Genomic DNA, 25496 nt, shown 5'->3' with positions numbered 1-25496 from the left:
TCTCGCGCCGGGATGATTCCGCCGCGAGTCAGCGGGCGGTGAACTGCCCGTTCGTGGGCTGGACGACGCCGGGCCGCACGGGCAGCGCGCCCAGTTCCAGCCTCTCGCCGTAGACGTCGGTGACCGCCAGCGCGCCACCGCAGCCCGCGCCCGACTCGGACAGGAAGTAGTTGTACTGGGCGCGGTTCAGCTCCCGCCACTGCCCGCCCGCCTGGACCTCCAGCCGTGCCACTGGGTTGCGGTGGCCGAGCACCTGGATGCCGCACCACCACTGGCTGGAGCCGGTCTTGTAGCGGATCGCGACCTTCTCGGAGGTCTGCGGGCTCACGAGCGTCCAGGTGATCGGGACCTCGCCCTGGACGGGCGCCGCGAGCTGCGCGAACGCCTCCGCGCTCAGGTCGAGCTGGCCGGGACGGCAGGGCGCGGGGCACAGGTTGGTGATCCGGACGGTGATGCTCTTGCCGCCGTGCTCCACCCGCACGTGCGCGCCGCAGGCGGCGGCGTTGTCGTAGTCGGTCTCGTTCATCGCCGCGGTCAGCGGGTCCGGTCCGGGGTCGTACGAGCAGGCGCCGCCGCCGTCGGAGTCGTAGAACGTCGCGACGCCGGTCCGCTCCTCGCCGGGCTTGATCTTCCTGGCGAGAGGAGCCGCGACCGGCGCCGGGGGAGGAGCCTGCGTGGTGGTGGTCGTGGTGACCGGTGGAGTGGTGGGGACCGGGGTGGTCGTCTCGGGGGTGGTCGTCTCGGCAGCGGGCGACGCGGCGGCCACGGGTGCGCCGGCGACGCCCGGCGGGTCGCGCAGCACCGCCACACCGAGCACCGCCAGGAGTGCGACCAGGACGAACAGGAGGGGACCGGTGCGTCTCACCGCCGAACCATAGTCCGCTGCACGGCGATGAACACCAGCAGCAGGACGCCGATCACGATTTTCGTCCACCACGAGCTGAGCGTGCCCTGGAACGAGATCAGCGTCTGGATCGTGCCGAGCACGAGGACGCCGACGACGCCGCCGAGCACGTACCCGACGCCACCCGCCAGCAGCGTTCCGCCGATCACGACGGCCGCGATGGCGTCCAGCTCCATGCCGACGGCGTGCAGGCCGTAGCCGGACAGCATGTAGAGGCTGAACAGCAGGCCCGCCAACGCCGAGCAGAAGCCGCTGATCACGTAGACGCCGACCTTCGTGCGTGCGGTGGGCAGGCCCATCAGCAGCGCGGACGACTCGTTGCCGCCGACGGCGTAGACGGTGCGGCCGAAGCGGGTGCGGTGCAGGACGTACACCGCGACGGCGACGACGACCAGTGCGATCACCACGTTGTAGGTGATCGTGACGCCGCCGGGCAGCTCGATCGCGGCCGTGGCGACGTCGCGGAACGTGCTGTTCTTGATCGACACCGACTCGACGCTGATCAGGAAGCACAGGCCGCGGGCCAGGAACATGCCCGCCAGCGTCACGATGAACGGCTGGATGTCGAACTTGTGGATCACGATCCCCATCAGCAGCCCGAGCGTGGAGCCGATGAGCAGCACCGCCAGCACCACCAGCGGCACCGGCCAGCCCGCGCGCAGCCCGGCGGCGGTGACCATCGTGGACAGCGCGACGACGGAGCCGACGGACAGGTCGATGCCGCCGCTGAGGATCACGAACGTCATGCCCGCGGCGAGCACGATGAGGAAGGCGTTGTCGATGAACAGGTTCGCGATCACCTGGCCGGACGCGAAGCCGTCGTAGCGCGCCGACCCGGCGCCGAAGGCGAGGACGAACAGCACGACGGTCGCGATGACGGGCAGGAACCGCGACGGCACCCGCTGGGAGAGAGCGGTCATGACGGGACGGCCACCTTCCGGAAGCTCAGTGCCGCACGGGCCTTCGGCGCCTGCACCAGGCACACGGCGATGACGACGACCGCCTTGAAGACGAGCGTCACCTCCGGTGCGACGCCGATCGTGTAGACGGTGGTGGTGAGGGTCTGGATGATCAGGGCGCCGAGCAGCGTCCCGGTGAGCGAGTACCGCCCGCCCGCGAGCGACGTGCCGCCGATGACGACGGCGAGGATGGCGTCCATCTCGATCCACAGCCCGGCGTTGTTGGCGTCGGCGGCGCTCACGTTCGAGCTGATCATCAGCCCGGCGATGCCCGCGCACACGGCGGCGAACACGTAGACGGTCCAGATGATCGTGCGGGAGCGCACCCCGGCGAGCCGGGACGCCTCCGGGTTCACGCCGACGGCCTCGATCAGCATGCCCAGCGCGGTCCGCCGCGTCACGAACGCGACGACGCCCAGCACCAGCAGGGCGATCAGGATCGCGGTCGGCAGGACCACGAACCCGGCGCCGACCTGCTTGTAGGCGGTGTTGTTGACCGTGACGATCTGGCCCTCGGTCACCAGCATGGCGACACCGCGGCCCGCTGTCATCAGCACCAGGGTGGCGATGATGGGCTGGATGCCCAGGCCCGCCACCAGGAACCCGTTCCACAGCCCCAGCAGCGCGCAGAGCGCCAGCGCGAGCACCATGCCCACGATGGCCGTTCCCGCGCTGTCGGAGGTTCCGATGTGGACGCACGCGACGGCGCCCGCGATGGCGGCCACCGCGCCGACCGACAGGTCGATGCCCCTGGTGGCGATGACCAGCGTCATGCCGAGGGCGATCAGCAGGGTCGGCGCGCCGTTCTTGAGGACGTCGACCAGGCCGCCGTAGAGGTGGCCGTCCTGCACCCGCAAGGAGAAGAACGACGGGGTGACGACCAGGTTGAGCAGCAGCAGGGCCACGAGGGCCAGGAGCGGCCAGAGCAGCCGGTTCTTCATCGGGCCACCTCCTGCGGTGCGGTCGGGGTCCTCACGACACCACCTTCTCCGGTTCGGGGGCGGCCCCGCCCGCGATGAGCTCGACCACCTCGTCCACGCCGGTCGAGCCGTCCAGCTCGGCGATCTTGCGGCGGTCGCGCAGCACGACGATCCGGTCCGCGATGCGCACGACCTCCTCCAGCTCCGCCGAGATGAACAGCACGGCGGTGCCCTCGGCGGCCAGCGTCGTGACGAGCTGCTGGATCTGGGCCTTGGCGCCGATGTCGATGCCGCGGGTGGGCTCGTCGAGGATCAGCAGCCGCGGCTCGGTGACGAGCCACCGCGCCAGCAGCACCTTCTGCTGGTTGCCGCCGGACAGGGTGCGCACCAGCGCGTCCGGGTTGGCCGGCCGGATGTCCAGCGCCTTCAGGTACTTCTCGACGAGCTGGTCCTTCGTCCTGCGCGGCAGCGGGCGGGTCCAGCCACGGGCCGCCTGCATCGCGAGCACCAGGTTGTCGCGGATCGAGAGGTCCGCGACGAGGCCCTCGCCCTTGCGGTCCTCGGAGCTGAACGCGATGCCCGCCGCGATGGCCGACCGAGGCCCGCGCAGCTTCACCGGCTTCCCGTCCACCAGCAGGGTTCCGGAGTCCGCGCGGTCCGCGCCGAAGAGCAGCCGGGCGAGCTCGGTGCGGCCGGAGCCGAGCAACCCGGCCAGCCCGACCACCTCGCCCGAGCGGATGTCCAGGTCGAACGGCTCGATGGCGCCGCGCTTGCCCAGGCCCTCGGCCCGCACGAGCACGGGTCCCTCGACCTGGTGCTTCTCCGCCGCGTCCTCGATCGCCTCCAGCGCGCCGAGGTCGCGGCCGATCATCTGCGCGATGAGCGTGCGCCGGTCGACGTCCGCGGTGAGGTGCTCACCGACGAGCGCCCCGTTGCGCAGCACCGTCATCCGGTCGGAGATCTCGTAGACCTGGTCGAGGAAGTGCGACACGAACAGGATCGCGACACCCTCGTCGCGCAGCACCCGCATGATCCGGAACAGCTCGGCGACCTCGCCCGCGTCGAGGCTCGACGTCGGCTCGTCGAGCACCAGCACGCGGCAGTCGACCGCGATGGCCCTGGCGATGGCGACCAGCTGCTGCACGGCGATCGGGTGCTCGCCGAGGCTCGACCCAGGGTCGATGTGCACGCCGATGCGCGCGAGCACCTCGGCCGCGCGCGTGCGCATCGCCGGGAAGTCGATGCCGCCCAGCTTCCGAGGCTCACGGCCGAGCAGGATGTTCTCCGCGACCGAGAGGTTCGCGCAGAGGTTGACCTCCTGGTAGACCGTGCTGATCCCGGCCTGCTGGGCCTCGCCGGGGGAGGAGAACGCCACGTCCTCGCCCGCCAGCGAGACCTGGCCGCTGTCCGGGCGGTGCACGCCGGTCAGCGTCTTGATCAGGGTGGACTTCCCGGCGCCGTTCTCGCCCATGAGGGCGTGCACCTCGCCGGGGAACAGCCGGAAGTCGACGTCCTGCAACGCCTTCACGCCGGGAAACGCGAGGCTGATGCCCCGCATCTCGACGACAGGCGGCGGTGACTCGGTCATGTGCTCTGGCTTTCGTCGCTGGGCCGTGGGACCGTCACCGGCGCAGGTGACGGTCCCACGGTGTCTTCAGGGCCGAGCGGTGTCCAGCCCCGGCGTCAGTACTGGCGGTTCGGGAGCGCTTCCTTGGCCTGCTCCTGGGTGAAGGTGCCCTCCTCGGTGACGACCCGCGCCGGCACCTCCTCGCCCGCGACGACCTTCTTCGCGAGCTCCATCAGCTGCTTGCCCAGCAACGGGTTGCACTCGACGATGAAGTTGATCTCGCCGTTGGCCAGCGCGGTCATGCCGTCCTTCACCGCGTCCACGGTGATGATCTTGATGTCCTTGCCGGGCACCTTGCCCGCGGCCTTGATCGCCTCGATGGCGCCGAGGCCCATGTCGTCGTTGTGCGCGTAGACGACGTCGATCTGCGGCTGGGACTTGAGGAACGCCTCCATGACCTGCTTGCCGCCGGACCGCGTGAAGTCACCGGTCTGCGACGCCACGACCTTGATGTCGGGCTTGGCGGCGATCTTCTCCTCGAAGCCCTTCTTGCGGTCGATCGCCGGCGCGGCGCCGGTGGTGCCCTGCAGCTCCACCACGTTCGTCGGGCCGTTCACGTTGGCCACGAGCCAGTCGCCCGCCCTGCGGCCCTCCTCGACGAAGTCCGAGCCGAGGAACGTCTTGTACAGCGAGGTGTCGTCCGAGTCGATCGACCTGTCGGTGAGGATGACCGGGATGTTCGCGCGCTTGGCTTCCAGCAGCACGGTGTCCCAGCCCGTCTCCACGACGGGGCTGAACGCGATCACCGACACCTTCTGCTGGATGTAGGAGCGGATCGCCTTGATCTGGTTCTCCTGCTTCTGCTGGGCGTCGGAGAACTTGAGGTCGATGCCGGCGGCCTTCGCCTCGTCCTGGATGGACTTGGTGTTGGCGGTGCGCCAGCCGCTCTCGGCACCGACCTGGGCGAAGCCCATCGTGATGGTGTCGCCGGACGAGCCGGTGCCCCCACCACCTCCCGAGCCACAGGCCGTGAGCGCGCTCAGCAGGACCACGCTGACGGCTGTCGTGATCTTCTTCAGCACTGGGATTCCTCCGGGGTGACGGCTTTGTCGCGGAGCTAGACCGCGTGTCCGCGGTGTCAGGCTGCCAAGAGTGAACGTTCACATCTGTGTCGTCAAGACCTTGCCCGTAACGAAGTCGCAGTCCTATGTTAACGCTCACTTCCGAGCGGGGGAGGATTCCGTGCACCGCACGCACGCCCTGTTGTCCGCCCTTCTTGCGGCCAGTCTCCTGGTCGCCGTTCCCGGTTCCGGCGCCGCCGTCGAGACCGACTACACCCTGCGAGTCGACACCACGAGGACGGGCCCGTCCATCGACGACTCGATGTACGGCGTGTTCTTCGAGGACATCAACCGCGCCGCCGACGGCGGCCTGTACGCCGAGCTCGTCCAGAACCGGTCGTTCGAGTACGACCCCGCCGACAACGCGGGCTACACCGGCCTGACGTCGTGGGCACCGCACAGCGGCACGGTCGACGTCGCCGACGACGACGCCCGCCTCAACGAGCGCAACCGCCGCTACCTGAAGCTCGGCCTGCCCGCCGGGGTCATCAACTCCGGCTACAACAGCGGTATCGCCGTCACCAAGGGCCAGCACTACGACTTCTCCGTCTGGGCCCGCGCCGACCGGACGGCCAGGCTGACCGCCACCGTCACCGACCCGGCCGGCACGCCGCTGGGCGACCCGGTGCGCGTCGACGTCCGCGGTGACGGCTGGACCCGCTACACCGGCACGATCCGCGCGAAGCGGTCCACGACCACCGGCCGGCTCCTGGTGACCGGCGACGGCACCGGCACCCTGCGCCTGGACATGGTCTCGCTGCTGCCACGCGACACGTTCAAGGGTCACGGCCTGCGCCGCGACCTCGCGGAGAAGATCGCCGCGCTCAAGCCAGGCTTCGTCCGGTTCCCCGGCGGCTGCCTGGTCAACACCGGCAGCCACCACGGCTACGACGCGCCGGACTACGAACGCCGCCGTTCGTACCAGTGGAAGGACACCATCGGCCCGGTCGAGCAGCGCGCCACGAACTGGAACTTCTGGGGCTACAACCAGTCCTACGGGCTCGGCTACTTCGAGTACTTCCAGTTCGCCGAGGACATCGGCGCGATGCCGCTGCCCGTCGTGCCCGCGCTGGTCACCGGCTGCGGCCAGAACCGCGCCACCGACGACCCGGCGTTGCTGCGACGGCACATCCAGGACACGCTCGACCTGGTCGAGTTCGCCAACGGTCCCGCCGACTCGACGTGGGGCCGCAAACGCGCCGAGATGGGCCACCCCGAGCCGTTCAAGCTCACCCACCTCGCCGTCGGCAACGAGGAGAACCTGCCGGACGAGTTCTTCGCCCGCTTCACCGAGTTCCGCGCGGCGATCAACGCGAAGTACCCGGACATCGTCGTGGTGAGCAACTCCGGCCCGGACGACGCCGGCGGCACGTTCGACCGCCTCTGGCAGCTCAACCGGCAGGCCGGGGTGCAGATGGTCGACGAGCACTACTACAACAGCCCGAGCTGGTTCCTGGAGAACAACGACCGTTACGACTCGTACGACCGCAACGGCCCCAAGGTGTTCCTCGGCGAGTACGCCTCCCAGGACAACACGTTCTTCAACGCGCTGAGCGAGGCCGCGTTCATGACGGGCCTCGAACGCAACGCCGACGTCGTCAAGCTCGCCTCCTACGCGCCGTTGCTGGCCAACGAGGACTACGTGCAGTGGCGGCCGGACATGATCTGGTTCAACAACCACGCGTCGTGGGGCTCGGCCAGCTACGAGGTGCAGAAGCTCTTCATGACCAACGTGGGCGACCACGTCGTGCCGAGCACCGCGACCGCCACCCCGTCCACCCGGACGCCGATCACCGGCGCCATCGGGCTTTCGACCTGGGCGACCGCCGCGAGCTATGACGACGTGACGGTGACCGGCGCCTCCGGTGAGACGTTGTTCAGCGACGACTTCTCCGGCGGCGACTCGCGGTGGACCAAGTCGGGCCGCGGCACGTGGAACGTCGTCAACGGCGCCTACGTCCAGTCCGACGCCGCCGCCGAGGACACGCTCGTCACGGCGGGTGACCGGAGCTGGCAGAACTACACGCTGAACGTCAAGGCCACCAAGCAGTCCGGCCGCGAGGGCTTCCTCGTCGCGTTCGGCGTGCAGGACACCGGCAACCACTACTGGTGGAACCTGGGTGGCTGGAACAACACCCAGTCGGCGGTGGAGAAGGCCGCCGGCGGCGGCAAGAGCACGCTGATCTCCGACGGCACCCGCGTCGACACCGGTCGCACCTACGACGTGCGGATCGAGGTGCGCGGCCGGCACGTCGCGCTTTTCCTCGACGGCCGGAAGTGGGGCGAGTTCACCGACGACCGCGTGGCCGAGCCGTTCCGCCAGGTCGTCACCCGCGACACCGCCACCGGTGAGCTGGTCGTGAAGGTCGTCAACGCCCAGGGCAGTCCCGCCCGCACCCGCGTGGAGCTCGGCGTCCCGGTGTCCGCATCCGCCAGGGCGACCGTGCTGCAGGGCCTTCCCGACGACGTGAACACCGAGTTCACCCAGCCGATCCGCCCGAGCACCGGGCAGGTGCGGGTGGCGAGCACCTTCACCCACACGTTTCCGCCGCACTCCGTCACGTTCCTCCGGATCAGGAGCCGCTCGTGATCAACCGACGATCCCTGCTGCGCACGGGCGGCGTCATCGCCGCGACCGGTGCGCTCGCGTCCGCCGCACCGGCAGGTGCCGCCGCCGCTGCCGAACCCGACCCCGCGCTGCCGACCCGCAACCCGCTCGTCGAACAACGCGCCGACCCGTTCATCACGCCCCCGACCGACGGCATGTACTACCTGACCGGGTCCGTGCCCGAGTACGACCGGGTCGTCATCCGCGGGGCGTCCACTCTGGACGGTCTGGCCTCCGCGCGGGAACGCACCATCTGGCGCAGGCCGTCGTCCGGCCGGATGGGTGGCTACATCTGGGCGCCGGAGCTGCACCGCATCGACGGCAGGTGGTACGTCTACTTCGCCGCGGGGGACAAGGACGACCCGTTCCGCATCCGCACCTACGTGCTGGAGTCGCCGAACGCCGACCCGCGCGAGGGCGGCTGGGTGCTGCGCGGCCAGATGGTGACGGCGTGGGACACGTTCACCCTCGACGCGACCACGTTCGAGCACCGCGGCAAGCGCTACTTCCTCTGGGCGCAGAGCGAACCCGGCATCGCCACCAACTCGAACCTCTACATCGCCGAGATGGCCTCACCGTTCGCGCTGCGGACGGCGCCCGTGCGGATCGCCACGCCGACGCTGTCGTGGGAGACGCAGGGGTTCAAGGTCAACGAGGGAGCCGCGGTGCTGGTCCGCAACGGCCGCGTCTTCGTGACGTTCTCGGCCAGCGCCACCGACTCCCGGTACTGCATGGGGTTGCTGACCGCGGACGAGAACGCGAACCTGCTCGACGCGCGGTCGTGGACGAAGTCGCCGAACCCGGTGTTCACGACCAACGTGCAGACGTCGCAGTACGGTCCAGGGCACAACTCGTTCACCACGGTCGGGTCCACCGACGTGCTCGTCTACCACTCGCGCGACTACCGCGACATCAACGGCGACCCGTTGTTCGACCCGAACCGGCACACCCGCGTGCAGCAGCTGCACTGGAACACCGACGGCACACCGTCGTTCGGCGTACCGGTGGGCAAGGGTGGGCCGATCGTGCGGTTGTCGCCGCTCGACGCGCCCGGGCTGTTCGTGCGGCACTACGACTACCGGCTGCGCGTCGACGGCAACGTCCGCGAGCTCGCCGACACGCAGTTCCGGTTCGTGCCGGGGCTGCTCGGTGCGGGCACGGTCTCGTTGCAGTCGGTGAACTACCCGGACCGCTACGTGCGCGTGGATTCGTCGTCGATTCGCATCGACCCGTTCGAAGACTCGGACGCCTATGGCCGTGCTGCGAGTTTTGTTCGCATTTCGGGGCTGGGTGACAGTTCAGCGGTATCGCTCCGTGTCGGGACTGACACCTATCTCGCACACGACACGGGTCGATTCGTTGTTTCGAAACCTGACAATGACCAGCAAGCGCGCCGCAGGGCCACATTCCGTCTCGGATGAGTGGACAATGAGCACTGCATCGATGCCGACCAGGTGTTATCGCTAACATCACCGGTGCAGATCGAAGATCGGAGACCGTAGTGGAGAAGACGTCGCGTGACCCCGCGATGACCGATGTCGCACGACTCGCCGGGGTGTCGCACCAGACGGTCTCGCGTGTGCTCAACAACCACCCGAACGTGCGGGAGCAGACCAGGCTGCGCGTGCAGGCGGCGATCAAGGAACTGGACTACCGCCCCAACCGGGCGGCCCGCGCCCTGGTCACCGGCAAGACGCAGCTGATCGGCGTGGTGGCGCAGAACTCGACGCTGTACGGCCCGGCCTCGCTGCTGTCCGCCTTCGAGGAGGCGGCGGCCGCGGCCGGGTTCGCGGTCAGCGTCGGCAGGGTCAAGGTGCTCGACCGCGAGTCCATCTCCGCCGCCGTCGAACGCCACCGCGACCAGCGGGTGGCGGGCATCGTCGTCATCGCCCCCACCTCGTCCGCCGCCGACGCCCTGGCCGACGTCCCGGCGGGCGTCCCGCTCGTGACGGTGGACGGCGACCCGGACCGCCCCACCCCGCTGGTCACGGTCGACCAGGCGGCGGGCGCGTACGAGGCCACCCGGCACCTGCTGGAGGCGGGCCACGAGACGGTGTGGCACGTCTCCGGTCCCGCCGACTGGTTCGACGCGGCCGGCCGCGTCCACGGCTGGCGCCAGGCGCTCGAAGCCGCGCACGCCGAGGTCCCGCCCGTCGTGACGGCGGACTGGAGCGCCGCCGCCGGCTACCGGGCGGGGCAGATGCTCGCCAGGATGCCCGAGGTGACGGCCGTCTTCTGCTCCAACGACCACCTGGCCCTCGGCCTGCTGAGGGCGATGAGCGAACGCGGCAGGCGCGTGCCGCACGACCTCAGCGTGGTCGGCTTCGACGACGTGCCGGAGGCGGCGTACTTCATCCCGCCGCTCACCACCGTCCGCCCCGACTTCGCCGCCGTGGCGCGGGAGACGCTGGGGTTGCTGTTGCAGCAGGTCAGCGACGGGGGAGCGGCGGCACCGCGGCGGACCGTGGAACCGACGCTGGTGAAGCGGGAAAGTGTGGCGCCGCCACCGAGGTGAGGCCCTCGCCCGCGCGGGTGTCCCGAGCGGGGACGAGACCCTGCCGCGGGGCGTCGCCGGCGGCGAGTGTCGTGGGCTGCTGGCCGGTGACCGGCTTGGTGCCGGTGACCGGCCGAGTGCCACTGGCCGCGGGTGCCACTCCGCTGCGGGGCCGCCGGTGATCGTGCTGCCACCAGGGACGAACTCTCCGTGAGTCGCCCCTGCCCCCGTGCGCCCCGAGCTGCCCGAACCTCCTGCCCGGCCGCGTCCGAGCCGTCTCAACTCGCGCCCTGTCCCCGGTTGGCCCACTCCCGCCCTCGTCCGCGCCCCGTCACCTCCGGCCGGTCCACGGCGAGTGAGTGGCCGTCCCGGTCCGGTCACCCGATCGGACCGGGCTTTGTCGTGCGCTCACCACGCCCCACATTCGGCGCTCTCCCTGCGGAATCACGACATTCCCAGCGCATCTTGACTCACCGATTGTTAGCGATAACACTCAGGTCGTGACTGACAAGACGATCGACCGCGACGCCTGTGTGGTGGGGGTCGACTTCGGCACTCTGTCCGGTCGCGCCGTGGTCGTGCGCGTGCGCGACGGTGCCGAGCTCGGCACGGCGGTCCACGAGTACCGGCACGGTGTCGTGGACCAGGTGCTGCCCGCGACCGGCCGGCCGTTGCCACCGGAATGGGCGCTGCAGGTGCCTTCCGACTACGTCGAGGTCCTGAGAACCGCTGTGCCGCAGGCCGTCCAGGCGGCCGGGATCTCCGCGGACCAGGTGATCGGCATCGGCACGGACTTCACCGCCTGCACGATGGTGCCGGTGACCGGGGACGGCACGCCGTTGTGCGAGCTGCCGGAGTTCGCCGAGAACCCGCACGCCTACGTGAAGCTGTGGCGCCACCACGCGGCCCAGGGTCAGGCGGACCGGATCAACGAGCTGGCCCGGCAGCGCAAGGAGTCGTGGCTTCCGCGCTACGGCGGGCTCATCTCCTCGGAGTGGGAGTTCGCCAAGGGGCTACAGGTGCTGGAGGAGGCACCCGAGGTCTACGCGGCGATGACGCACTGGGTGGAGGCCGCGGACTGGATCGTCTGGCAGCTCACGGGTCTCTACACGCGCAACGCGTGCACCGCCGGCTACAAGGGGATCCACCAGGACGGCGGCTACCCCGGCGCGGACTTCCTCGCGGAGCTGAACCCCGCGTTCGCGGACTTCGTGGCCGAGAAGCTCGACCACCCGTTGTCGGCGTTGGGGGACAAGGCGGGTTCGCTGTCCGCCGAGGCCGCCGCGTGGACCGGGCTGCCGGAGGGGATCGCGGTCGCGGTCGGCAACGTCGACGCGCACGTCACCGCGCCCGCCGCGCAGGCGGTCGAGCCCGGCCAGATGGTCGCGATCATGGGCACGTCCACGTGCCACGTGATGAGCGGCGACGTGCTGCGCGAGGTGCCGGGCATGTGCGGCGTCGTCGACGGCGGCATCGTGCCGGGGCTGTGGGGCTACGAGGCCGGGCAGAGCGGCGTCGGCGACATCTTCGCGTGGTTCCTGCGCAACCAGGTGCCGCCCGCCTACCACGAGCAGGCCGCCGAACGCGGCATCACGGTGCACGAGCTGCTCTCCGAGCTGGCCGCCCGGCAGGAGGTCGGTGAGCACGGGCTCATCGCGCTCGACTGGCACAGCGGCAACAGGTCCGTGCTCGTCGACCACGAGCTGTCCGGTGTGGTCGTCGGCCAGACCCTCGCCACCAAGGCGGAGGACGTCTACCGCGCGCTGCTGGAGGCCACGGCGTTCGGCACCAGGGTCATCATCGACGGCTTCACGGACGCGGGCGTGCCGGTCACGGAGCTGGTGATCGCGGGCGGGCTGATGAAGAACCGCCTGCTGATGCAGATCTACGCCGACGTCGTGAACCTGCCGCTGTCGGTCATCGGCTCCGCGCAGGGGCCCGCGCTCGGGTCCGCGATGCACGCCGCGGTGGCCGCCGGGTCCTATCCGGACATCCGCGCGGCGGCCGCGGCGATGGGTTCGGTGCGGCACAACGCCTTCACGCCGATCCCGGAGAACGTCGAGGCGTACGAACGGCTTTTCCTGGAGTACCAGGAACTGCACGACTACTTCGGCCGCGGCGCGAACGACGTCATGCACCGGCTGCGCGGCTACCGGCGCGACGCCCTGGAGAGGAAGAGCTGATGTCCGCCACGACGGAGCTGCGCCGCACTGTCGCCGAGCTGCACCGCGAGCTGACCCGCTACGAGCTGGTCACCTGGACGGCGGGCAACGTGTCGGCGCGCGTCCCGGACCAGGACCTGATGGTGATCAAGCCGTCCGGTGTGTCCTACGACGAGCTGGGACCGCACGCGATGGTCGTGACGGACCTGCACGGCAAGCTGGTGGAGGGGGAGCTGGCGCCGTCCTCCGACACCGCCGCGCACGCCTACGTGTACCGGCACATGCCGCACGTCGGCGGTGTCGTGCACACGCATTCCCCTTACGCCACAGCGTGGGCGGCCCGCGGTGAGCCCATCCCGTGCGTGCTGACGATGATCGCGGACGAGTTCGGCGGCGACATCCCGGTCGGGCCGTTCGCCCTGATCGGCGACGACTCGATCGGCAAGGGGATCGTCGAGACGCTGAGCGCCAGCCGGTCCCCGGCGGTGCTGATGCGCAACCACGGCCCGTTCACCGTGGGCGCGACGGCCCGTGCCGCGGTGAAGGCCGCGGTGCTGCTGGAGGACGTCGCCCGCACCGTCCACTTCGCACTCCAGCTCGGCAAGCCCGACGTCATCGCCCAGGAGCACGTCGACCGGCTCTACGAGCGCTACCAGAACGTCTACGGCCAGTGAGCCCGCAAGTCCGTGAGCCAGAAGGAGAGCACATGCCGGACAAGCCCCAGATCTGGTTCCTCACCGGCAGCCAGCACCTCTACGGCCCCGAGACGCTCGACCAGGTCGCGGCCCAGTCCCAGCAGATCCAGCGGATGCTGTCCGACTCCGGCAGGATCAGCGCGGAGATCGTGTGGAAGCCGGTGCTCACCGACTCCGCCGCGATCCGCGCGGTGATGCAGGAGGCGAACAACGACCCGTCGTGCATCGGCGTGATCGCGTGGATGCACACGTTCTCCCCGGCCAAGATGTGGATCACCGGGCTGGACCTGCTGCGCAAACCGTTGCTGCACCTGCACACGCAGCTCAACGAGGCGCTGCCGTGGTCCAGCATCGACATGGACTTCATGAACCTCAACCAGGCCGCGCACGGCGACCGCGAGTTCGCCTACGTGCAGACCAGGATCGGGGTGGCGCGCAAGACCGTCGCAGGGCACGCGAGCGACCCGGTGGTGGCGGACCGGATCGACGGGTGGGCCCGCGCCGCGGCCGGGTACGCGCACCTGAGGTCGTTGCGGCTGGCGCGGTTCGGCGACAACATGCGCGACGTCGCGGTGACCGAGGGCGACAAGGTCGAGGCGGAGCTGCGGTTCGGCGTCTCGGTGAACACCTACGGCGTCAACGACCTCGTGGCCGTGGTCGACGCGGTGTCCGACGCGGACATCGACCTCCTCGTGGCCGACTACGCCGAGACCTACCGGCTCGCCGGGGAGCTGGCGCGCGGGGCGGAGCGGCACGAGTCGCTGCGGTACGCGGCCCGCATCGAGATCGGGCTGCGGTCGTTCCTCAGCGACGGCGGTTTCGGGGCGTTCACCACGAACTTCCAGGACCTGGGCGGGTTGCGGCAGCTGCCGGGCCTCGCCGTGCAGCGGCTGATGGCCGACGGCTACGGCTTCGGCGGCGAGGGCGACTGGAAGACGTCGGCACTGCTCGCCGCGGTGAAGGCGATGGGCGCGGGGACCGGCCGCGGAACGTCCTTCATGGAGGACTACACCTACCACTTCGGACCGGGCGAGCCGAAGATCCTCGGCGCGCACATGCTGGAGGTGTGCCCGACGATCGCCGGGGACCAGCCGTCGTGCGAGATCCACCCGCTCGGCATCGGCGACCGCGAGGACCCGGTGCGGCTGGTGTTCGACGCGGCCTCCGGGCCCGCCGTGGTGGTCGGTCTCGCCGACCTCGGCGACCGGTTCCGCCTGGTGGCCAATGAGGTCGAGGTCGTGCCGCCGGACGAGCCGCTGCCTGCGCTGCCGGTCGCACGGGCGGTGTGGAAGCCCGCGCCGTCGCTGTCGACGTCGGCGGAGTGCTGGCTCACGGCGGGCGGTCCGCACCACACGGTGATGACGCAGGCCGTCGGAGGTGAGGTGCTGCGCGACTTCGCACAGATGGCGGACACGGAGCTCGTGCTCATCGACTCCGAGACGACTCCCGCGTCGTTCACCGACCGGTTGCGGTGGAACGCGGCCTACCACCGTCTCGCCGGAGGGCTCCGCTAGAACCTTGAAAACCTGGCGTGTGAAGGGACTTCTCCGCGGCGCCTTCCAGGGGTTGAACCGATCATCTTCGGAGCCCGTACTCCTGGTGTGCCGGCAGAAAACGTCCCCTACTCGTGAGGTTTCGACCATGTCGAGAGCGCATGCACAACCGGAACGCAGGAAGCGGGTTCTGATCGCCGGAGTCGCGGTGGCGGCGGCGTTGTCCGCAGTCACCGCGGCCGCCGCCTTCGCGGGCGGCGAGGAGGTGACCGGGTCGATCGCGTGCCCGCGGCCGGTCGTCCCGGCGGTGCCCGCGGCGGCGCAGGCCGAGGTGCAGCGCGAGCTCGCCAACCTGGACAAGCAGATCGCCGAGGCCAACGAGCGCCTGCGCACCTCGGCGGGGGAGGGAGGGCCGAACTTCGTGCAGAACGCCATCCTCGGCCCGCTCGCGAGCAAGCGCGTCGCGGCGCTGAATCGCATCGAGACGGCCATCGGCCGCGTCGCGGACAAGCCCGACGGCCTGGAGAGGTTCGCGACCTGCGGGCTCGGTGACGCCCCCGCCGTACCGGAACCGTCCGCCCCGGCGGGCGGCTCCAGCACCCCGCCGTCCCCGTCGGCCGAGGTGCCGGACGGCGGTGCGGCGGGCGGGGCCATCGCGTGCCCGGCGCCCGCGCTGCCCGCCGTTCCGTCGGCGGCGCAGGCGGAGGTGCAGCGCGAGCTCGCCAACCTGGACAAGCAGATCGCCGAGGCCAACGAGCGCCTGCGCACCTCGGTCGGTCAGGGAGGACCCGACTTCGTGCAGAACGCGATCCTGGGTCCCTTGGAGGACAAGAGGGTCGCGGCGCTGAACCGCATCGAGACGGCCGTGGGCCGGGTAGCGGTGAAGCCCGAAGGACTGGAGCGTTTCGCCACCTGTCAGCTGAGGTAACCGCCTCCGCGGTCAGGTCCCGTCTTCGCAACGGGGCGAGCGCTTCGGAACAGAGGTCCCGCCGGACGGATACGCGCCCCCGTCCGGCGGGACCTCTTGTGTCGTCACGACATCAGGCGCTTTCGCGCACCACGAGCGTCGACGGGTAGAACGTGGCGCCGCTCGTGTCACGGCGGTCCAGGACGGCCGCCGCCGCGGCCGTGGCGATCTTCTCGACCGGATGCGTGGTCGTGGTGAGAGCGGGCCGGGCGAGCCCGGCGAAGGCGATGTCGTCGAACCCGGCGACCGCCACGTCTCCCGGCACCCGCACGCCGAGCCCGTGGAGTCCGTCGAGGACCCCCAGCGCGGTCAGGTCGCTGAGCGCGAACACCGCGTCGGTGTCCGGCCACCGCGCCATGATCTCGATCGCCGCCTTCGCGCCACGCGCGACGGTGAAGTCCCCCGGCACGATTCTCGGCTCGCCGCCGCTCTCGTGCAGCACCCGCTGGTACGCCTCGATGGCACGGGCACCGCACGGCAGCCAGTCCGGCCCGCTGACCATCGCGATCCGCCGCCGTCCCGTGCGCACCAGGTGCCGCACGACACCGTCCGTGCCGGACCGGTTGTCGACGTCGAACGACGGCACGTGCGGCGCCCCCACGCCGACCGCGGCCACCCGTCCGCGCAGGTCGCGCGGCACGGTCGCGAGCGCCGGCGGGGTCGGGTTCACCACCACGAGCCCGCCCAGCCCGCGGCTCCCGGCGAGCCGGGACAGCGAAGCCAGGTCGGCCAAGGGGATCCAGTGCAACGAGACACCGACCTCGCGCTCCGCGGCCACGTGCGCCGCCGACGTCAGCACCCGCCCCACGTAAGGGTCGTCGAGCACGGCGGCGGTGCGGCCGATGACGGCGATGGCGAGACGGGTGCCGGTCCTGGTGACCAACGCGCGAGCGGAGGCGTCCGGCACATAACCCAGAGCCGCCACAGCGGCGTTGACCCTGTCGCGTGCCCGCGGTGACGCGTGACCCTGGCCCGTGACAACACGTGAGGCGGTCGCCCGGGACACGCCCGCGGCGCGTGCCACGTCGTCAAGCGTGGCGGTGCGTTCTGCCGTCATCTTCACAGTATTGCTGTGGAAACGCTTCCACGTGTGGGGTTGGATGTCGGTGTATCGAGAAAGGAGAACCGGGATGGCGGTCGCGGTGTCACGCGAACAGGTCCGTGCCGCGGCTGCGGGGGTGGCGGTCACGTTCGGCCTCAACGGTGTCGGCGTGGCGACCTGGTTCGCCAGGGTCCCCACCGCCCGCGACGCACTGGGCCTCACCCCCGCCGCGCTCGGTCTCCTGCTGCTGTCGATGTCGGTCGGCGCCTTCGCCGCGATGCTCACCGCCGGCGAGGTCACCCACCGCCTGCGCCCCAAACGCGCCGTGGCGGTGGCGGCCGTGACCGTGTCGGTAGGACTGGCGGTCGCGGGCATCGGCATCGGCGCGTTCCCGTCACCCGTCCTGACGGGCATCGGCATCTTCACCCTCGGCTACGGCTCCGGCCTGTGCGACGTCGCGATGAACGTCGAGGCCGCCGAGGTGGAACGCGCGCTGGCCAAGACGGTCATGCCGCGCTTCCACGCGATGTGGAGCCTCGGCACGGTGGTCGCGGCGGGCCTCGCGTCGTTCGCGGCGTGGGCGCTGCTCCCGGTGACCGCGCACCTCGGCGTCGTCGCACTCGTCGTGGCGGTCGGCACCCTGTTCGCGACGCGCACGTACCGCCTGGCCGGTGAGGCCGAGCACGGCGGGGGCAGCGGTGTGCTGGCCGCGTGGCGCGAACCCCGCACCCTGCTGATCGGCCTGCTGGTGCTCGTGCTGGCGTTCACCGAGGGCACCGCGAACGACTGGGTGGGCGTCGCGTTCGTCGACGGGTACGACCTGGACCCGGCCCTGGGCGCCGCGGTGTTCGGCGTGTTCGTCACGACGATGACGTTCGGGCGCGTCTTCGGCACGATCGCGCTGGACCGCTGGGGCCGCGTGCCGGCGGTGGGTCTGTCGATCGTGCTGGCGGCGGCCGGTGTGGCGCTCGCGGTGTTCGCGTCCTCGCCCGTGCTGGCCGTGGTGGGCGTCGGCGTGTGGGGGCTGGGGACCGCGCTCGGGTTCCCGGTGGGCATGAGCGCCGCCGCCGACGATCCCGAACGGGCCGCCGCACGGGTGAGCGTGGTCGCCGTCATCGGGTACACGGCGTTCCTCGCCGGGCCGCCTCTCGTCGGGTTCCTCGGCAACGAGGTGGGTGTCCTGAAAGCGCTGCTGATCGTGCCGGTCTTGTTGTTGCCGGCGTTGGCGTTGACACCGATGCTGAAACCGGTCAAGAACTCCTGACCGCGGCGGGCTTCCGGGCGGAAACCGGGCGGGCACCGCACCCCTTCAATTGCTGTAAAATGCGCCGGCTCGAGGAACGGCGACCGTCCGCGAAGAGGCCCTGGGCGCCGCCTTCGCACTGCGGGCGGCAGGACTTCCCATAGGGGATGTGCAGAAACTCCCACTTAATTCTCAGGTTTCGGTGTATCCGGCCTGCGCTTGGGGAAAAGCCGCAGGTCCGGCTCGTCGCGCACCGGCACGGGACGGCCGGAGCCTAATGAGACGCTAATTGGTCGGTGTGTGCAAATGTCGGAAACCGACGCTACCGTGTGGCTTGGCCTGGGGATGACTTCCGGAAGGGGTGAATGCGGCCGTCCCGCTCGTGGCCGATAGGCCGAACGGAGGCGTCCGGGAATCGACATGGAATCGGACAAAGTGCTTTTTCGTCCCGCGGGTCGCGCGGGATGAGCTGAAGCAGGGTGTTCTGGAGTCCGGAGCGGTCGCGGTAACCGCTCCATGATGCGAGTTCCGCTGGACCGAGTGCGTCGATAGAGGTCTGGAGCATTCACCGTTGTCACATTCTGAGCCACACCTGCGGTTCAACGTCCTGGGACTGCTCGAGTGCTGGGCCGGGACGACTCGGTTGCGACTCGGCGGCCCGGTGCACGAGCGCGTGCTGGTGAGCCTGCTGCTCGAACCGGGACAGGTGCTGTCGGTGCCGCGGCTGGTCGAGGCGGTCTGGGAGGACGCCCCGCCCGCGACCGCCGGGCACCAGGTGCGCAAGGCGGTGGCGAAGCTGCGCCAGGTCATCCCCGGCGGCGCGCGGCTGATCACCACCGAGGGCTCGGGGTACCGGGCCGTCACCGGCTGGGTCGACCTGGACCTCGACCGGTTCCTGTCCCTGCTCGGCCAGGCGCGCGAGGCCGCGGCCGCGGGGTCCGCCGCCGAGACGGCGACCCTGCTGACCAGGGCGCTCGCGCTGTGGCGCGGCCCGGTCCTGTCCGGTGGTGGCGGCCGGCTGATCAACGCCGCCTCCGCCGCGCTGGAGGAGCGCAGGCTCGCCGCCGTCGAGCAGCTGATGGAGCTGCGGCTGGCCAACCGCGAGGCGGCCGAGCTGGTGGGCGAGCTCGTCGAGCTGGTGGCCGCGTACCCGTTGCGGGAGACCCTGCACCACCAGCTGATGCTGGCGCTGTTCCGGTCGGGCAGGCAGGCGGAGGCGCTGGAGGCGTACAACCACCTGCGCCGGCTGCTGGCCGACGAGCTGGGGATCGACCCGGACGTCAGACTGACGGAGCTGCGCGACGCCATCCTGCGCAACGACCCGTCGCTGGTCACCCCGCAGCAGGTGCACGCCCCTGCGGAGCTGATCCCCGAGACCGACACGCCCACCTGTTCGCTGCCCTACGACCTGCGGGACTTCACCGGACGCGAGCGCGAGCTGGACGAGCTGCTCGACTACGCGCGTGAAGAGGGCGGTCGCATCGTGGCGATCGACGGCATGGGAGGCATCGGCAAGACCTCCCTGGCCGTGCGCGCCGCGTACCTGCTCGCCGAGCAGTACCCGGACGGGCAGCTGTACGTGGACCTGTGCGGCTACACGCCGCAGCAGCCGGCGCTGAGCGTCGACGCCGTCGCCGAGACGCTGCTGAGGCAGCTCGGTGTGCCGAGCGACAGGATTCCCGGCGACGCCCACGGCAAGGTCGCCGAGTGGCGGGCGATCGCCGCGCAACGGAGGTTGCTGCTCCTGCTCGACAACGCCGGCAGCGCCGCGCAGGTCCGGCCGCTGCTGCCACCGGGCGCGCACTCGATGATGCTGGTCACGAGCAGGGGCCGGCTGCTCGACCTCGACGGCGCGTACTGGATCTCGCTGGGGACGATGTCCCCGGAGGCCAGCCTCGCGATGCTGGTCGACACGCTGGGCGAGAAGCGCGTGGCCGCCGAGCCCGCCGCAGCGGCCGCGATGGCGGAGCTGTGCGGGCACCTGCCGCTCGCGCTGCGCATCGCCGCGGCACGCCTGCACAACCGGCCGCGGTGGACGATCGCCTACCTCGTCGACCGGCTGGGCAACGAGTCGCGCAGGCTCGACGAGCTGCGGTCGGGGGAGCGCAGCGTCGAGCTGACGCTGAAGCTGTCCTACCTGGGGCTCACCCCCCAGCACCGCGCGGCCCTGCACCTGCTCGCGCTGCACCCCGGGCACAACAACATCGACGCCCGCTCGGCCGCCGCCCTCCTCGACACCGGTGTGGAGGAGGCCGAGGAGATCATGGAGCACCTGCTGGACGTGCACCTGATCCAGCAGCACGAGCTGAGCTACTACGCCTTCCACGACCTCGTCCGCAGCTTCGCGCGACGGCTCGGCCGCCAGCAGGGGACCGGCGGTGAGCGGGACCGCGGTCAGCCCGAGGACGAGGTGGCGGTCGGACGCCTGCTCAACTACTACGTGCTGGCCACCGACCTGGCCTGCGACCTGGCGTTCCCCGGCCGGGTGGTGCTGGAGTCCGAGCTGCGCGACGACAGGGCGAGCCTGCCGCCGTTGCGTGACGGCACCCAGGCGAGGGCCTGGCTGGCGCGCGAGCAGAACGCCCTGCGCAACGCGGTGACGCTCGCCCACCGGATGGGCCTGCACCGCCACGCGGCGGCGCTGGCCCGCAACGCCGTCTTCCAGTTCGACGCCAAGGGCCAGTTCGAGGAGTACCGGGAGATCGCCGAGATCGCCGTGGCGTCCTCCCGCGAGCTGGGCCACGGCGCCCTGCTGCGGGTGAGCCTGTCCAACCTGGCCATCGCGGACTGGAAGCTCGGCCGCTTCTACGACGGGATCGAGGCGGCGACGGAGGCGCTGAACCTCGCGCTGCGGCTGGGAGACCGGCTGGGGGAGGCCAAGGACACCGGGGTGCTCGGCGTGCTGCTGGCCGCGCTCGGCCGGTTCGACGAGGCGCTGTCCCGGCTCCAGCGGTCCATCGCGCTCAAGCGCGAGCTCGGCGCGCGCCGGGCGGAGGCCGAGTCGCTCACCAACCTCAGCACCCTGTACGAGCAGTGGGGCCACTTCGAGGAGGCCGCCGCCGCGGCACGTCGTGCGCTGGAGCTCAACCGGGAGCTCGGGACCAGGGACAACGAGCTGGTGTCCCTGGCCGACCTGGCGACGGCCCACCTCGGCCTCGGCCAGGACGAGGAGGCTCAGCGCCACCTCGACCAGGCGGTGGAGCTGGCCGACGACACCTCACCCGCCGCCGACCGCGCCCTGGTGCTGGCGCTGTCCGCGAAGGTGGCCCACCGGCGGGGTGAGCACGCCCGCGTCGCCACCCTGGCCGAGCGCGCGCTCACCCTCTGCCGGAGCAGCCGGACGCCGATCAGGCAGGCCAGGGTCGAGAACATCCTCGGTGGCCTGGAGCTGCGGGACGGGCGGAGCCAGGTCGCGCTGCATCTGCACGGCAACGCGTACCTGGTCGCCTCCGAGGCGCGCTACCTGGTCGAGGAGGCCCGTGCGCTGCGAGGTCTCGCGGAGGCGTACGAGGCACTCGGGGACGTCCGCGCCGCCGCCGAGCGCCGGCGGCGGGCTGACGAGCTGTTCGGCGAGCTGGGGATCGACGAGCAGTACCGGCGATCCAGCTGACATCGATGTCAGCTGTTGGGGCCCTCGCCGCCGCCGGGGTCCTGCGTGGTGAAGACGGGCCGGCTGTGGTCGGACGGTGCGGCTGACGCGGAGGTGGCCGGAACGCCCGCGGCGGCGATCAGGAGGAGGACGAAACCGACCAGCTTGCAACGCATGGGAACTCCGCTCGTTCGTGTGCAGGAACCTGTGTCGAGCTCAATGCTGGACGACCCCGTTCCCAGGTCGTTCCGACCTCGATACTCCTCGCGCGGTCAACCGGGGGAACCGGCCGTGACGAGTGCCCGGCCGGGGTCGCGGACGGCCGGCGTCCCGCCGCGGGCGTGAGCGCCGGGCGGAACGGGCACGGAACGGGATCCGTTGGGGAACGCCCACTGGAAGAATCGTGTGGTGCACGCGGTCCGAGCCGGCCGGGGACGTGGTCGGTGCGCTGCTCCGGCTCGCCGGGACCATCGGGTCTCCGCACGGGTCCTGCCGCACGTCGTCCCGCGGCTCGGCCGCCGCGAAAACGGGACGACCACGTACATCGGTACCGGAGTTGCCGGGTGTTCGTGCACGCGACGGGGCCCAGGGAGTGCCGGACCGGCCGTCGCGGTGCAAGGTGGTGGTTCGGCCGAACCGCCACTGGGGGCGGTGCGGAGTCGCCGTGCGGGCCGGGACCGGCTCGCGGTGGTCCGGCGGGACCGCCTGCCGGTCCCCGCCCGGGAGGGGGCCACGGGCGCGGCGCCGGAAGTCGAAGTTGGAGGAGTGGTGGCTGGGTCTGGCCGGCGAAGCCGGATTACCCGTGATGGCGCCTGGGGCCTCGGCGCCGAGTCGATGTGGCCGATCCGCGTTCTCGTGGTGCAGCCGAGCCCGGGGTTCGTCCTCAAGGCGGTGAAGGAGGGCTTCGACGTCTGGGCCGTCGTCGACCCGAGCCGGTACGACAGCGGACAGCTCCGGCTGCTCGGGTCGGCCGCGAAGCAGGTGCTCGCCGTCGATCTCGGCGACCTGGCCGTCCTCGACGTGCTCGTCGTGAAAACGGTGCGCCGCAACAGGATCGCGCACGTGCTGTGCCGCTGTGGCCGCTCCCACGGCCTGCGCAGGCAGTCGATGCTGATGCCGGGACCGTCCGCCGCCGTGCGGCTGCTCGACCGGGTGGACGCGGTGAGGAGCAGGCACGCGGAGCGGGGCTCCGATGTGGACGCCGCGCTGGACTTCGGGTTCTTCGCCGCGCTGCGCGACCAGGACACCGCGGCGCAGCGGAGCGGGGTGGACGACACCGAGCCCCGGCCGCGCCTGCACCGCGACTTCTCCCGCCAGGCGGGCCCGGCACCGGGGGTGCCCGCGGTCGTGGTCACCACGCTGACGTTCGAGGGGATGCACCAGGTCGTCGGTGTCACGGCCACCTCGTCCGGGCACCTGCTGCACCCCGCGCCGCTGACCGCACGGCAGGAGGCGGACGTGCGCGCCGCCGTCACCTCCCTGCTCGACCTCGTGGGGTACGAGCGCGGACCGGCGCACGTGACCGTGATGCTCACGGAGAACGGCGCACGGGTCGACTCCGCGCGCACCTGGTTCGGGCCCGACGAGTTCCTGTCGCTGCTGGAGTTCAGCACCGGCCTGGACCTGGAGACCGAGCTGGTCCGGATGCTCACGGACGGGGCGGTGCTGAAGCCGTCCACCGCCCGCACGGCCACGGTGCAGTTCCTCCGGCCGGGCAGGCCGGGACGGCTGGTCTCCGTCGCCGGGCTGGCCGAGGCGAGCAGGTCGCCCGGCGTGGTCGAGGTGTTCTTCCCGCACCGGCCGGGCGAGCTGCTGACCGCGCACGACGCGGGTTTCCTCCTGGTGGAAGGGGCCTCGGCGGTCGAGGCGCGTTCCCGCGCCCTGCAAGCCAGCGCCGGAGTACGCGTGGTCGTCGAGGAGGACTGAGCAAACACGCTCCCAGAAGCACTGTCCGCAACCCCCCGCCCGCCTCGCGACTCTCTTTCGCGTTTCCCCTGCCGCACGCGGGGCCCTTTCGTACTGTCTCGGCGTACGCGGGGGCCCCGCGTACTAAAGCCGCGTCACGCAGAGGCGTCGGTGATCCCTGGCCAGGTGACACACGGGCGGTGGAGAGGGAGCGGCGGGTCACGACCGTCCGGCGGTCTGCTCCTCGCGGTGCTGTAGCAGCGATCGCAGCTCGGGGCGCAGCACCTTGCCGGTCGGGGTCCTCGGGATGCGGTCGAGCGCGATGAACCGTTCGGGGACCACGGCCTCGGAGAAGAGGGCACGGAGCGCCGTCGCGATCTCGGGCCCGTCGTCGCCGGTCGTGACCACTGCGGCCACGATCCGTTCGCCCGCGAAGCGGTCGGGCAGCGCGACGCACGCCGCGTCGCGCACCTGGGGGAGGGCGCGCAGCGCACGGTCCATCTCGTCGAGCGACACCGTCTCCCCGGCGACCTTCGCGATGTTCTTCACCCTGCCGGTGAGGACGAAGAAGTCCCGGTTGTCCGCCTCCACGCGGAAACCGAGGTCCTGCGAGTGGAACCAGCCGCCGCGGAACGCCTCACTCGTGGCCTCGTCGTTGCCCAGGTACCGGGTCATGACGTTGAGCCCGCGCATGCACACCTCGCCGACCTCACCCGCCGGCAGGCGCTCGCCGTCCGGGCCGAGCACGGCCACCTCGTTGCCGGGCAGGGCCACGCCCACCGAGGGGATCTCGGCGTCGAGCATCAGCTCGCGGTAGGTGGGACCGGAGACGCCGGGAGGCATGGTCGTGGAGAAGTTCGTCGTCTCCGAGAGCCCATACCCTTGTACGACACGGGTTCCGATGCGGTCGGCGACGGCTCGGGCCGTGGCGGAGGGCAGCGGTGCCGCCGCGGTGAGGAAGTAGCGGAAACCGGAAGGCAGCCTGTGCCGTCCCCACACCTCCAGCAACGTCTCCAGCACGCTCGGCACGACGCTGGCGACGTGCGGGCGGTAGCGCTCGACCAGGCCGGGGTAGGTCAGCGGTGAGAACGAGTCGGCGAGGACGAGCTGGGCACCGGCCATGAGGGTGCCCAGGACGCTGAAGTGCAGGCCGTTGACGTGGTGCACGGGCAGACAGCCGAGCACCCTGCTGCCGGACGAGAGCCGGTGGTGCCTGCGCACGGCCTCGGCGTTCGCGGTCGCGTTCAGCCGCGACTGGGCGACCAGCTTGGACGCCGCGGTGGAGCCCGACGTGGCGAAGTAGAGCGCGTCCAGCGCGGCGTCGAGGCGGGGATCGGTCCAGCGGGCGGCCAGGTCGCCGGCCGGGGCCTCCCGCCAGTCGGCCAGGTGGAAGGCGTCCGCACCTGCCGGGGGCGTCGTGCCCGGTGTGTGCAGCACGGCGACGGCACCCGCTGCCGCGATCTGCTGCGAGGTCCGTTCCGGTGGGTCGGCGGGCCCCAGCATCAGCAGCCGGTGCCCGGCGCGCAGTGCGCCCAGGACGGTCAGCACCGACGGGATGTCGTTGACGGGTGCGAGAGCGAGCGTCGTCGGCGTGCTGCCGAACTCCGCCGTCAGGCGCGCGGCGATCGCTCGCGTCGCCCGGTCCGCCGCGCCGAACGTCAGCACGGTCTCCTCGCCGGACCGCGCCACCGCGGTGAGCCACGGCCGGTGGCCGCGGACGCGGCCGAAGTGCGCGAGGGCCGCGACCGGTGACGGCCAGCGGGGGACGAGGGAGTCCACTGTGGAGTGGACGGCGGTCACGGTCATGGTCGGTCTCCTCCGTCGGTC

General features: G+C 71.2%; 18 protein-coding genes. 10 read left to right on the top strand and 8 right to left on the bottom strand.

Going from position 1 to position 25496, the window contains the following annotated elements:
• Positions 1-28: 28 nt before the first annotated feature.
• From BLT23_RS23045 to BLT23_RS23025, 5 genes are all read right to left on the bottom strand, one after another.
• Positions 29-865 (bottom strand): expansin EXLX1 family cellulose-binding protein, encoded by an 837-nt coding sequence (locus BLT23_RS23045; protein ID WP_090051901.1) that lies wholly within the window; start codon positions 863-865, stop codon positions 29-31.
• The gene (gene yjfF / locus BLT23_RS23040) at positions 862-1824 is read right to left on the bottom strand and encodes a galactofuranose ABC transporter, permease protein YjfF (protein WP_090051900.1); all 963 of its coding nucleotides are present in this window, start codon (positions 1822-1824) and stop codon (positions 862-864) included. Before yjfF ends, BLT23_RS23045 begins: the two co-directional genes overlap by 4 nt.
• Entirely contained in the window at positions 1821-2804 is a 984-nt protein-coding gene (locus tag BLT23_RS23035) for an ABC transporter permease (protein ID WP_090051899.1), read from the bottom strand. Before BLT23_RS23035 ends, yjfF begins: the two co-directional genes overlap by 4 nt.
• Positions 2805-2835: 31 nt before the next feature.
• On the bottom strand, positions 2836-4371 hold the full coding sequence (locus tag BLT23_RS23030; protein WP_090051898.1) for a sugar ABC transporter ATP-binding protein: 1536 nt from the start codon (positions 4369-4371) through the stop codon (positions 2836-2838).
• A gap of 95 nt (positions 4372-4466) precedes the next feature.
• Positions 4467-5432 carry an ABC transporter substrate-binding protein gene (locus tag BLT23_RS23025; protein WP_090051897.1) on the bottom strand — a complete coding sequence of 322 codons (966 nt, stop codon included), beginning with the start codon at positions 5430-5432 and terminating at the stop codon, positions 4467-4469.
• A gap of 160 nt (positions 5433-5592) precedes the next feature.
• On the opposite strand from BLT23_RS23025, the gene BLT23_RS23020 reads away from it, so the two are divergent.
• The 7 genes from BLT23_RS23020 to BLT23_RS22990 all read left to right on the top strand — a co-directional run bounded on the left by BLT23_RS23020 (position 5593) and on the right by BLT23_RS22990 (position 15851).
• Positions 5593-8061, top strand: coding sequence for an alpha-L-arabinofuranosidase C-terminal domain-containing protein (locus BLT23_RS23020; protein ID WP_090051896.1), 2469 nt, complete (start codon positions 5593-5595; stop codon positions 8059-8061).
• The gene (locus tag BLT23_RS23015; RefSeq protein ID WP_090051895.1) at positions 8058-9500 is read left to right on the top strand and encodes a family 43 glycosylhydrolase; all 1443 of its coding nucleotides are present in this window, start codon (positions 8058-8060) and stop codon (positions 9498-9500) included. The genes BLT23_RS23020 and BLT23_RS23015 overlap by 4 nt, the downstream gene beginning before the upstream one ends.
• A gap of 107 nt (positions 9501-9607) precedes the next feature.
• The gene (locus BLT23_RS23010) at positions 9608-10594 is read left to right on the top strand and encodes a LacI family DNA-binding transcriptional regulator (RefSeq protein ID WP_090052127.1); all 987 of its coding nucleotides are present in this window, start codon (positions 9608-9610) and stop codon (positions 10592-10594) included.
• Positions 10595-11073: 479 nt separating this feature from the next.
• On the top strand, positions 11074-12756 hold the full coding sequence (gene araB, locus BLT23_RS23005) for a ribulokinase (RefSeq protein WP_245744103.1): 1683 nt from the start codon (positions 11074-11076) through the stop codon (positions 12754-12756).
• The gene (locus BLT23_RS23000; protein ID WP_090051894.1) at positions 12756-13409 is read left to right on the top strand and encodes an L-ribulose-5-phosphate 4-epimerase; all 654 of its coding nucleotides are present in this window, start codon (positions 12756-12758) and stop codon (positions 13407-13409) included. The genes araB and BLT23_RS23000 overlap by 1 nt, the downstream gene beginning before the upstream one ends.
• A 32-nt stretch (positions 13410-13441) precedes the next feature.
• Complete coding sequence (gene araA / locus BLT23_RS22995; protein ID WP_090051893.1) at positions 13442-14944, top strand: L-arabinose isomerase; 1503 nt, start codon at positions 13442-13444, stop codon at positions 14942-14944.
• Between the two features lie 127 nt (positions 14945-15071).
• Complete coding sequence (locus BLT23_RS22990) at positions 15072-15851, top strand: hypothetical protein (RefSeq protein WP_090051892.1); 780 nt, start codon at positions 15072-15074, stop codon at positions 15849-15851.
• A gap of 112 nt (positions 15852-15963) precedes the next feature.
• Here the strand turns inward: BLT23_RS22990 and BLT23_RS22985 are convergent, their stop codons facing one another.
• The gene (locus BLT23_RS22985) at positions 15964-16947 is read right to left on the bottom strand and encodes a LacI family DNA-binding transcriptional regulator (protein ID WP_090052121.1); all 984 of its coding nucleotides are present in this window, start codon (positions 16945-16947) and stop codon (positions 15964-15966) included.
• 73 nt (positions 16948-17020) lie between these two features.
• Between BLT23_RS22985 and BLT23_RS22980 the strand changes: the two genes are divergently transcribed.
• Together BLT23_RS22980 and BLT23_RS22975 are read left to right on the top strand one after the other, a co-directional pair.
• The gene (locus tag BLT23_RS22980; protein WP_090051891.1) at positions 17021-18196 is read left to right on the top strand and encodes an MFS transporter; all 1176 of its coding nucleotides are present in this window, start codon (positions 17021-17023) and stop codon (positions 18194-18196) included.
• A 550-nt stretch (positions 18197-18746) separates the two neighbouring features.
• The gene (locus BLT23_RS22975) at positions 18747-21785 is read left to right on the top strand and encodes an AfsR/SARP family transcriptional regulator (RefSeq protein WP_090051890.1); all 3039 of its coding nucleotides are present in this window, start codon (positions 18747-18749) and stop codon (positions 21783-21785) included.
• 8 nt (positions 21786-21793) lie between these two features.
• Here the strand turns inward: BLT23_RS22975 and BLT23_RS40895 are convergent, their stop codons facing one another.
• Positions 21794-21940: a hypothetical protein gene (locus tag BLT23_RS40895; protein ID WP_176946881.1), complete on the bottom strand. Its 147-nt coding sequence runs from the start codon at positions 21938-21940 to the stop codon at positions 21794-21796.
• Positions 21941-22532: 592 nt separating this feature from the next.
• Here BLT23_RS40895 and BLT23_RS22970 point away from each other — a divergent pair.
• Positions 22533-23690 carry a hypothetical protein gene (locus BLT23_RS22970; RefSeq protein ID WP_143036006.1) on the top strand — a complete coding sequence of 386 codons (1158 nt, stop codon included), beginning with the start codon at positions 22533-22535 and terminating at the stop codon, positions 23688-23690.
• 198 nt (positions 23691-23888) lie between these two features.
• On the opposite strand, the gene BLT23_RS22965 is transcribed toward BLT23_RS22970, so the two are convergent.
• Complete coding sequence (locus BLT23_RS22965; protein ID WP_090051888.1) at positions 23889-25475, bottom strand: class I adenylate-forming enzyme family protein; 1587 nt, start codon at positions 25473-25475, stop codon at positions 23889-23891.
• Positions 25476-25496: the final 21 nt, after the last annotated feature.

Origin of the sequence: Lentzea fradiae (assembly GCF_900100955.1) — a bacterium.
Taxonomy (GTDB): Bacteria; Actinomycetota; Actinomycetes; order Mycobacteriales; family Pseudonocardiaceae; genus Lentzea; species Lentzea fradiae.
This window is presented reverse-complemented; position numbering and strand designations above follow the sequence as displayed.

Bases quoted from the DNA above. Each gene is read 5' to 3' on its own strand.
- yjfF (WP_090051900.1), bottom strand. From the start codon at position 1,824: ATGACCGCTCTCTCCCAGCGGGTGCCGTCGCGGTTCCTGCCCGTCATC.
- BLT23_RS23035 (WP_090051899.1), bottom strand. From the start codon at position 2,804: ATGAAGAACCGGCTGCTCTGGCCGCTCCTGGCCCTCGTGGCCCTGCTG.
- BLT23_RS23030 (WP_090051898.1), bottom strand. From the start codon at position 4,371: ATGACCGAGTCACCGCCGCCTGTCGTCGAGATGCGGGGCATCAGCCTC.
- BLT23_RS23010 (WP_090052127.1), top strand. From the start codon at position 9,608: ATGACCGATGTCGCACGACTCGCCGGGGTGTCGCACCAGACGGTCTCG.
- BLT23_RS23000 (WP_090051894.1), top strand. From the start codon at position 12,756: ATGTCCGCCACGACGGAGCTGCGCCGCACTGTCGCCGAGCTGCACCGC.
- araA (WP_090051893.1), top strand. From the start codon at position 13,442: ATGCCGGACAAGCCCCAGATCTGGTTCCTCACCGGCAGCCAGCACCTC.
- BLT23_RS22990 (WP_090051892.1), top strand. From the start codon at position 15,072: ATGTCGAGAGCGCATGCACAACCGGAACGCAGGAAGCGGGTTCTGATC.
- BLT23_RS22985 (WP_090052121.1), bottom strand. From the start codon at position 16,947: ATGACGGCAGAACGCACCGCCACGCTTGACGACGTGGCACGCGCCGCG.
- BLT23_RS22980 (WP_090051891.1), top strand. From the start codon at position 17,021: ATGGCGGTCGCGGTGTCACGCGAACAGGTCCGTGCCGCGGCTGCGGGG.
- BLT23_RS40895 (WP_176946881.1), bottom strand. From the start codon at position 21,940: ATGCGTTGCAAGCTGGTCGGTTTCGTCCTCCTCCTGATCGCCGCCGCG.
- BLT23_RS22965 (WP_090051888.1), bottom strand. From the start codon at position 25,475: ATGACCGTGACCGCCGTCCACTCCACAGTGGACTCCCTCGTCCCCCGC.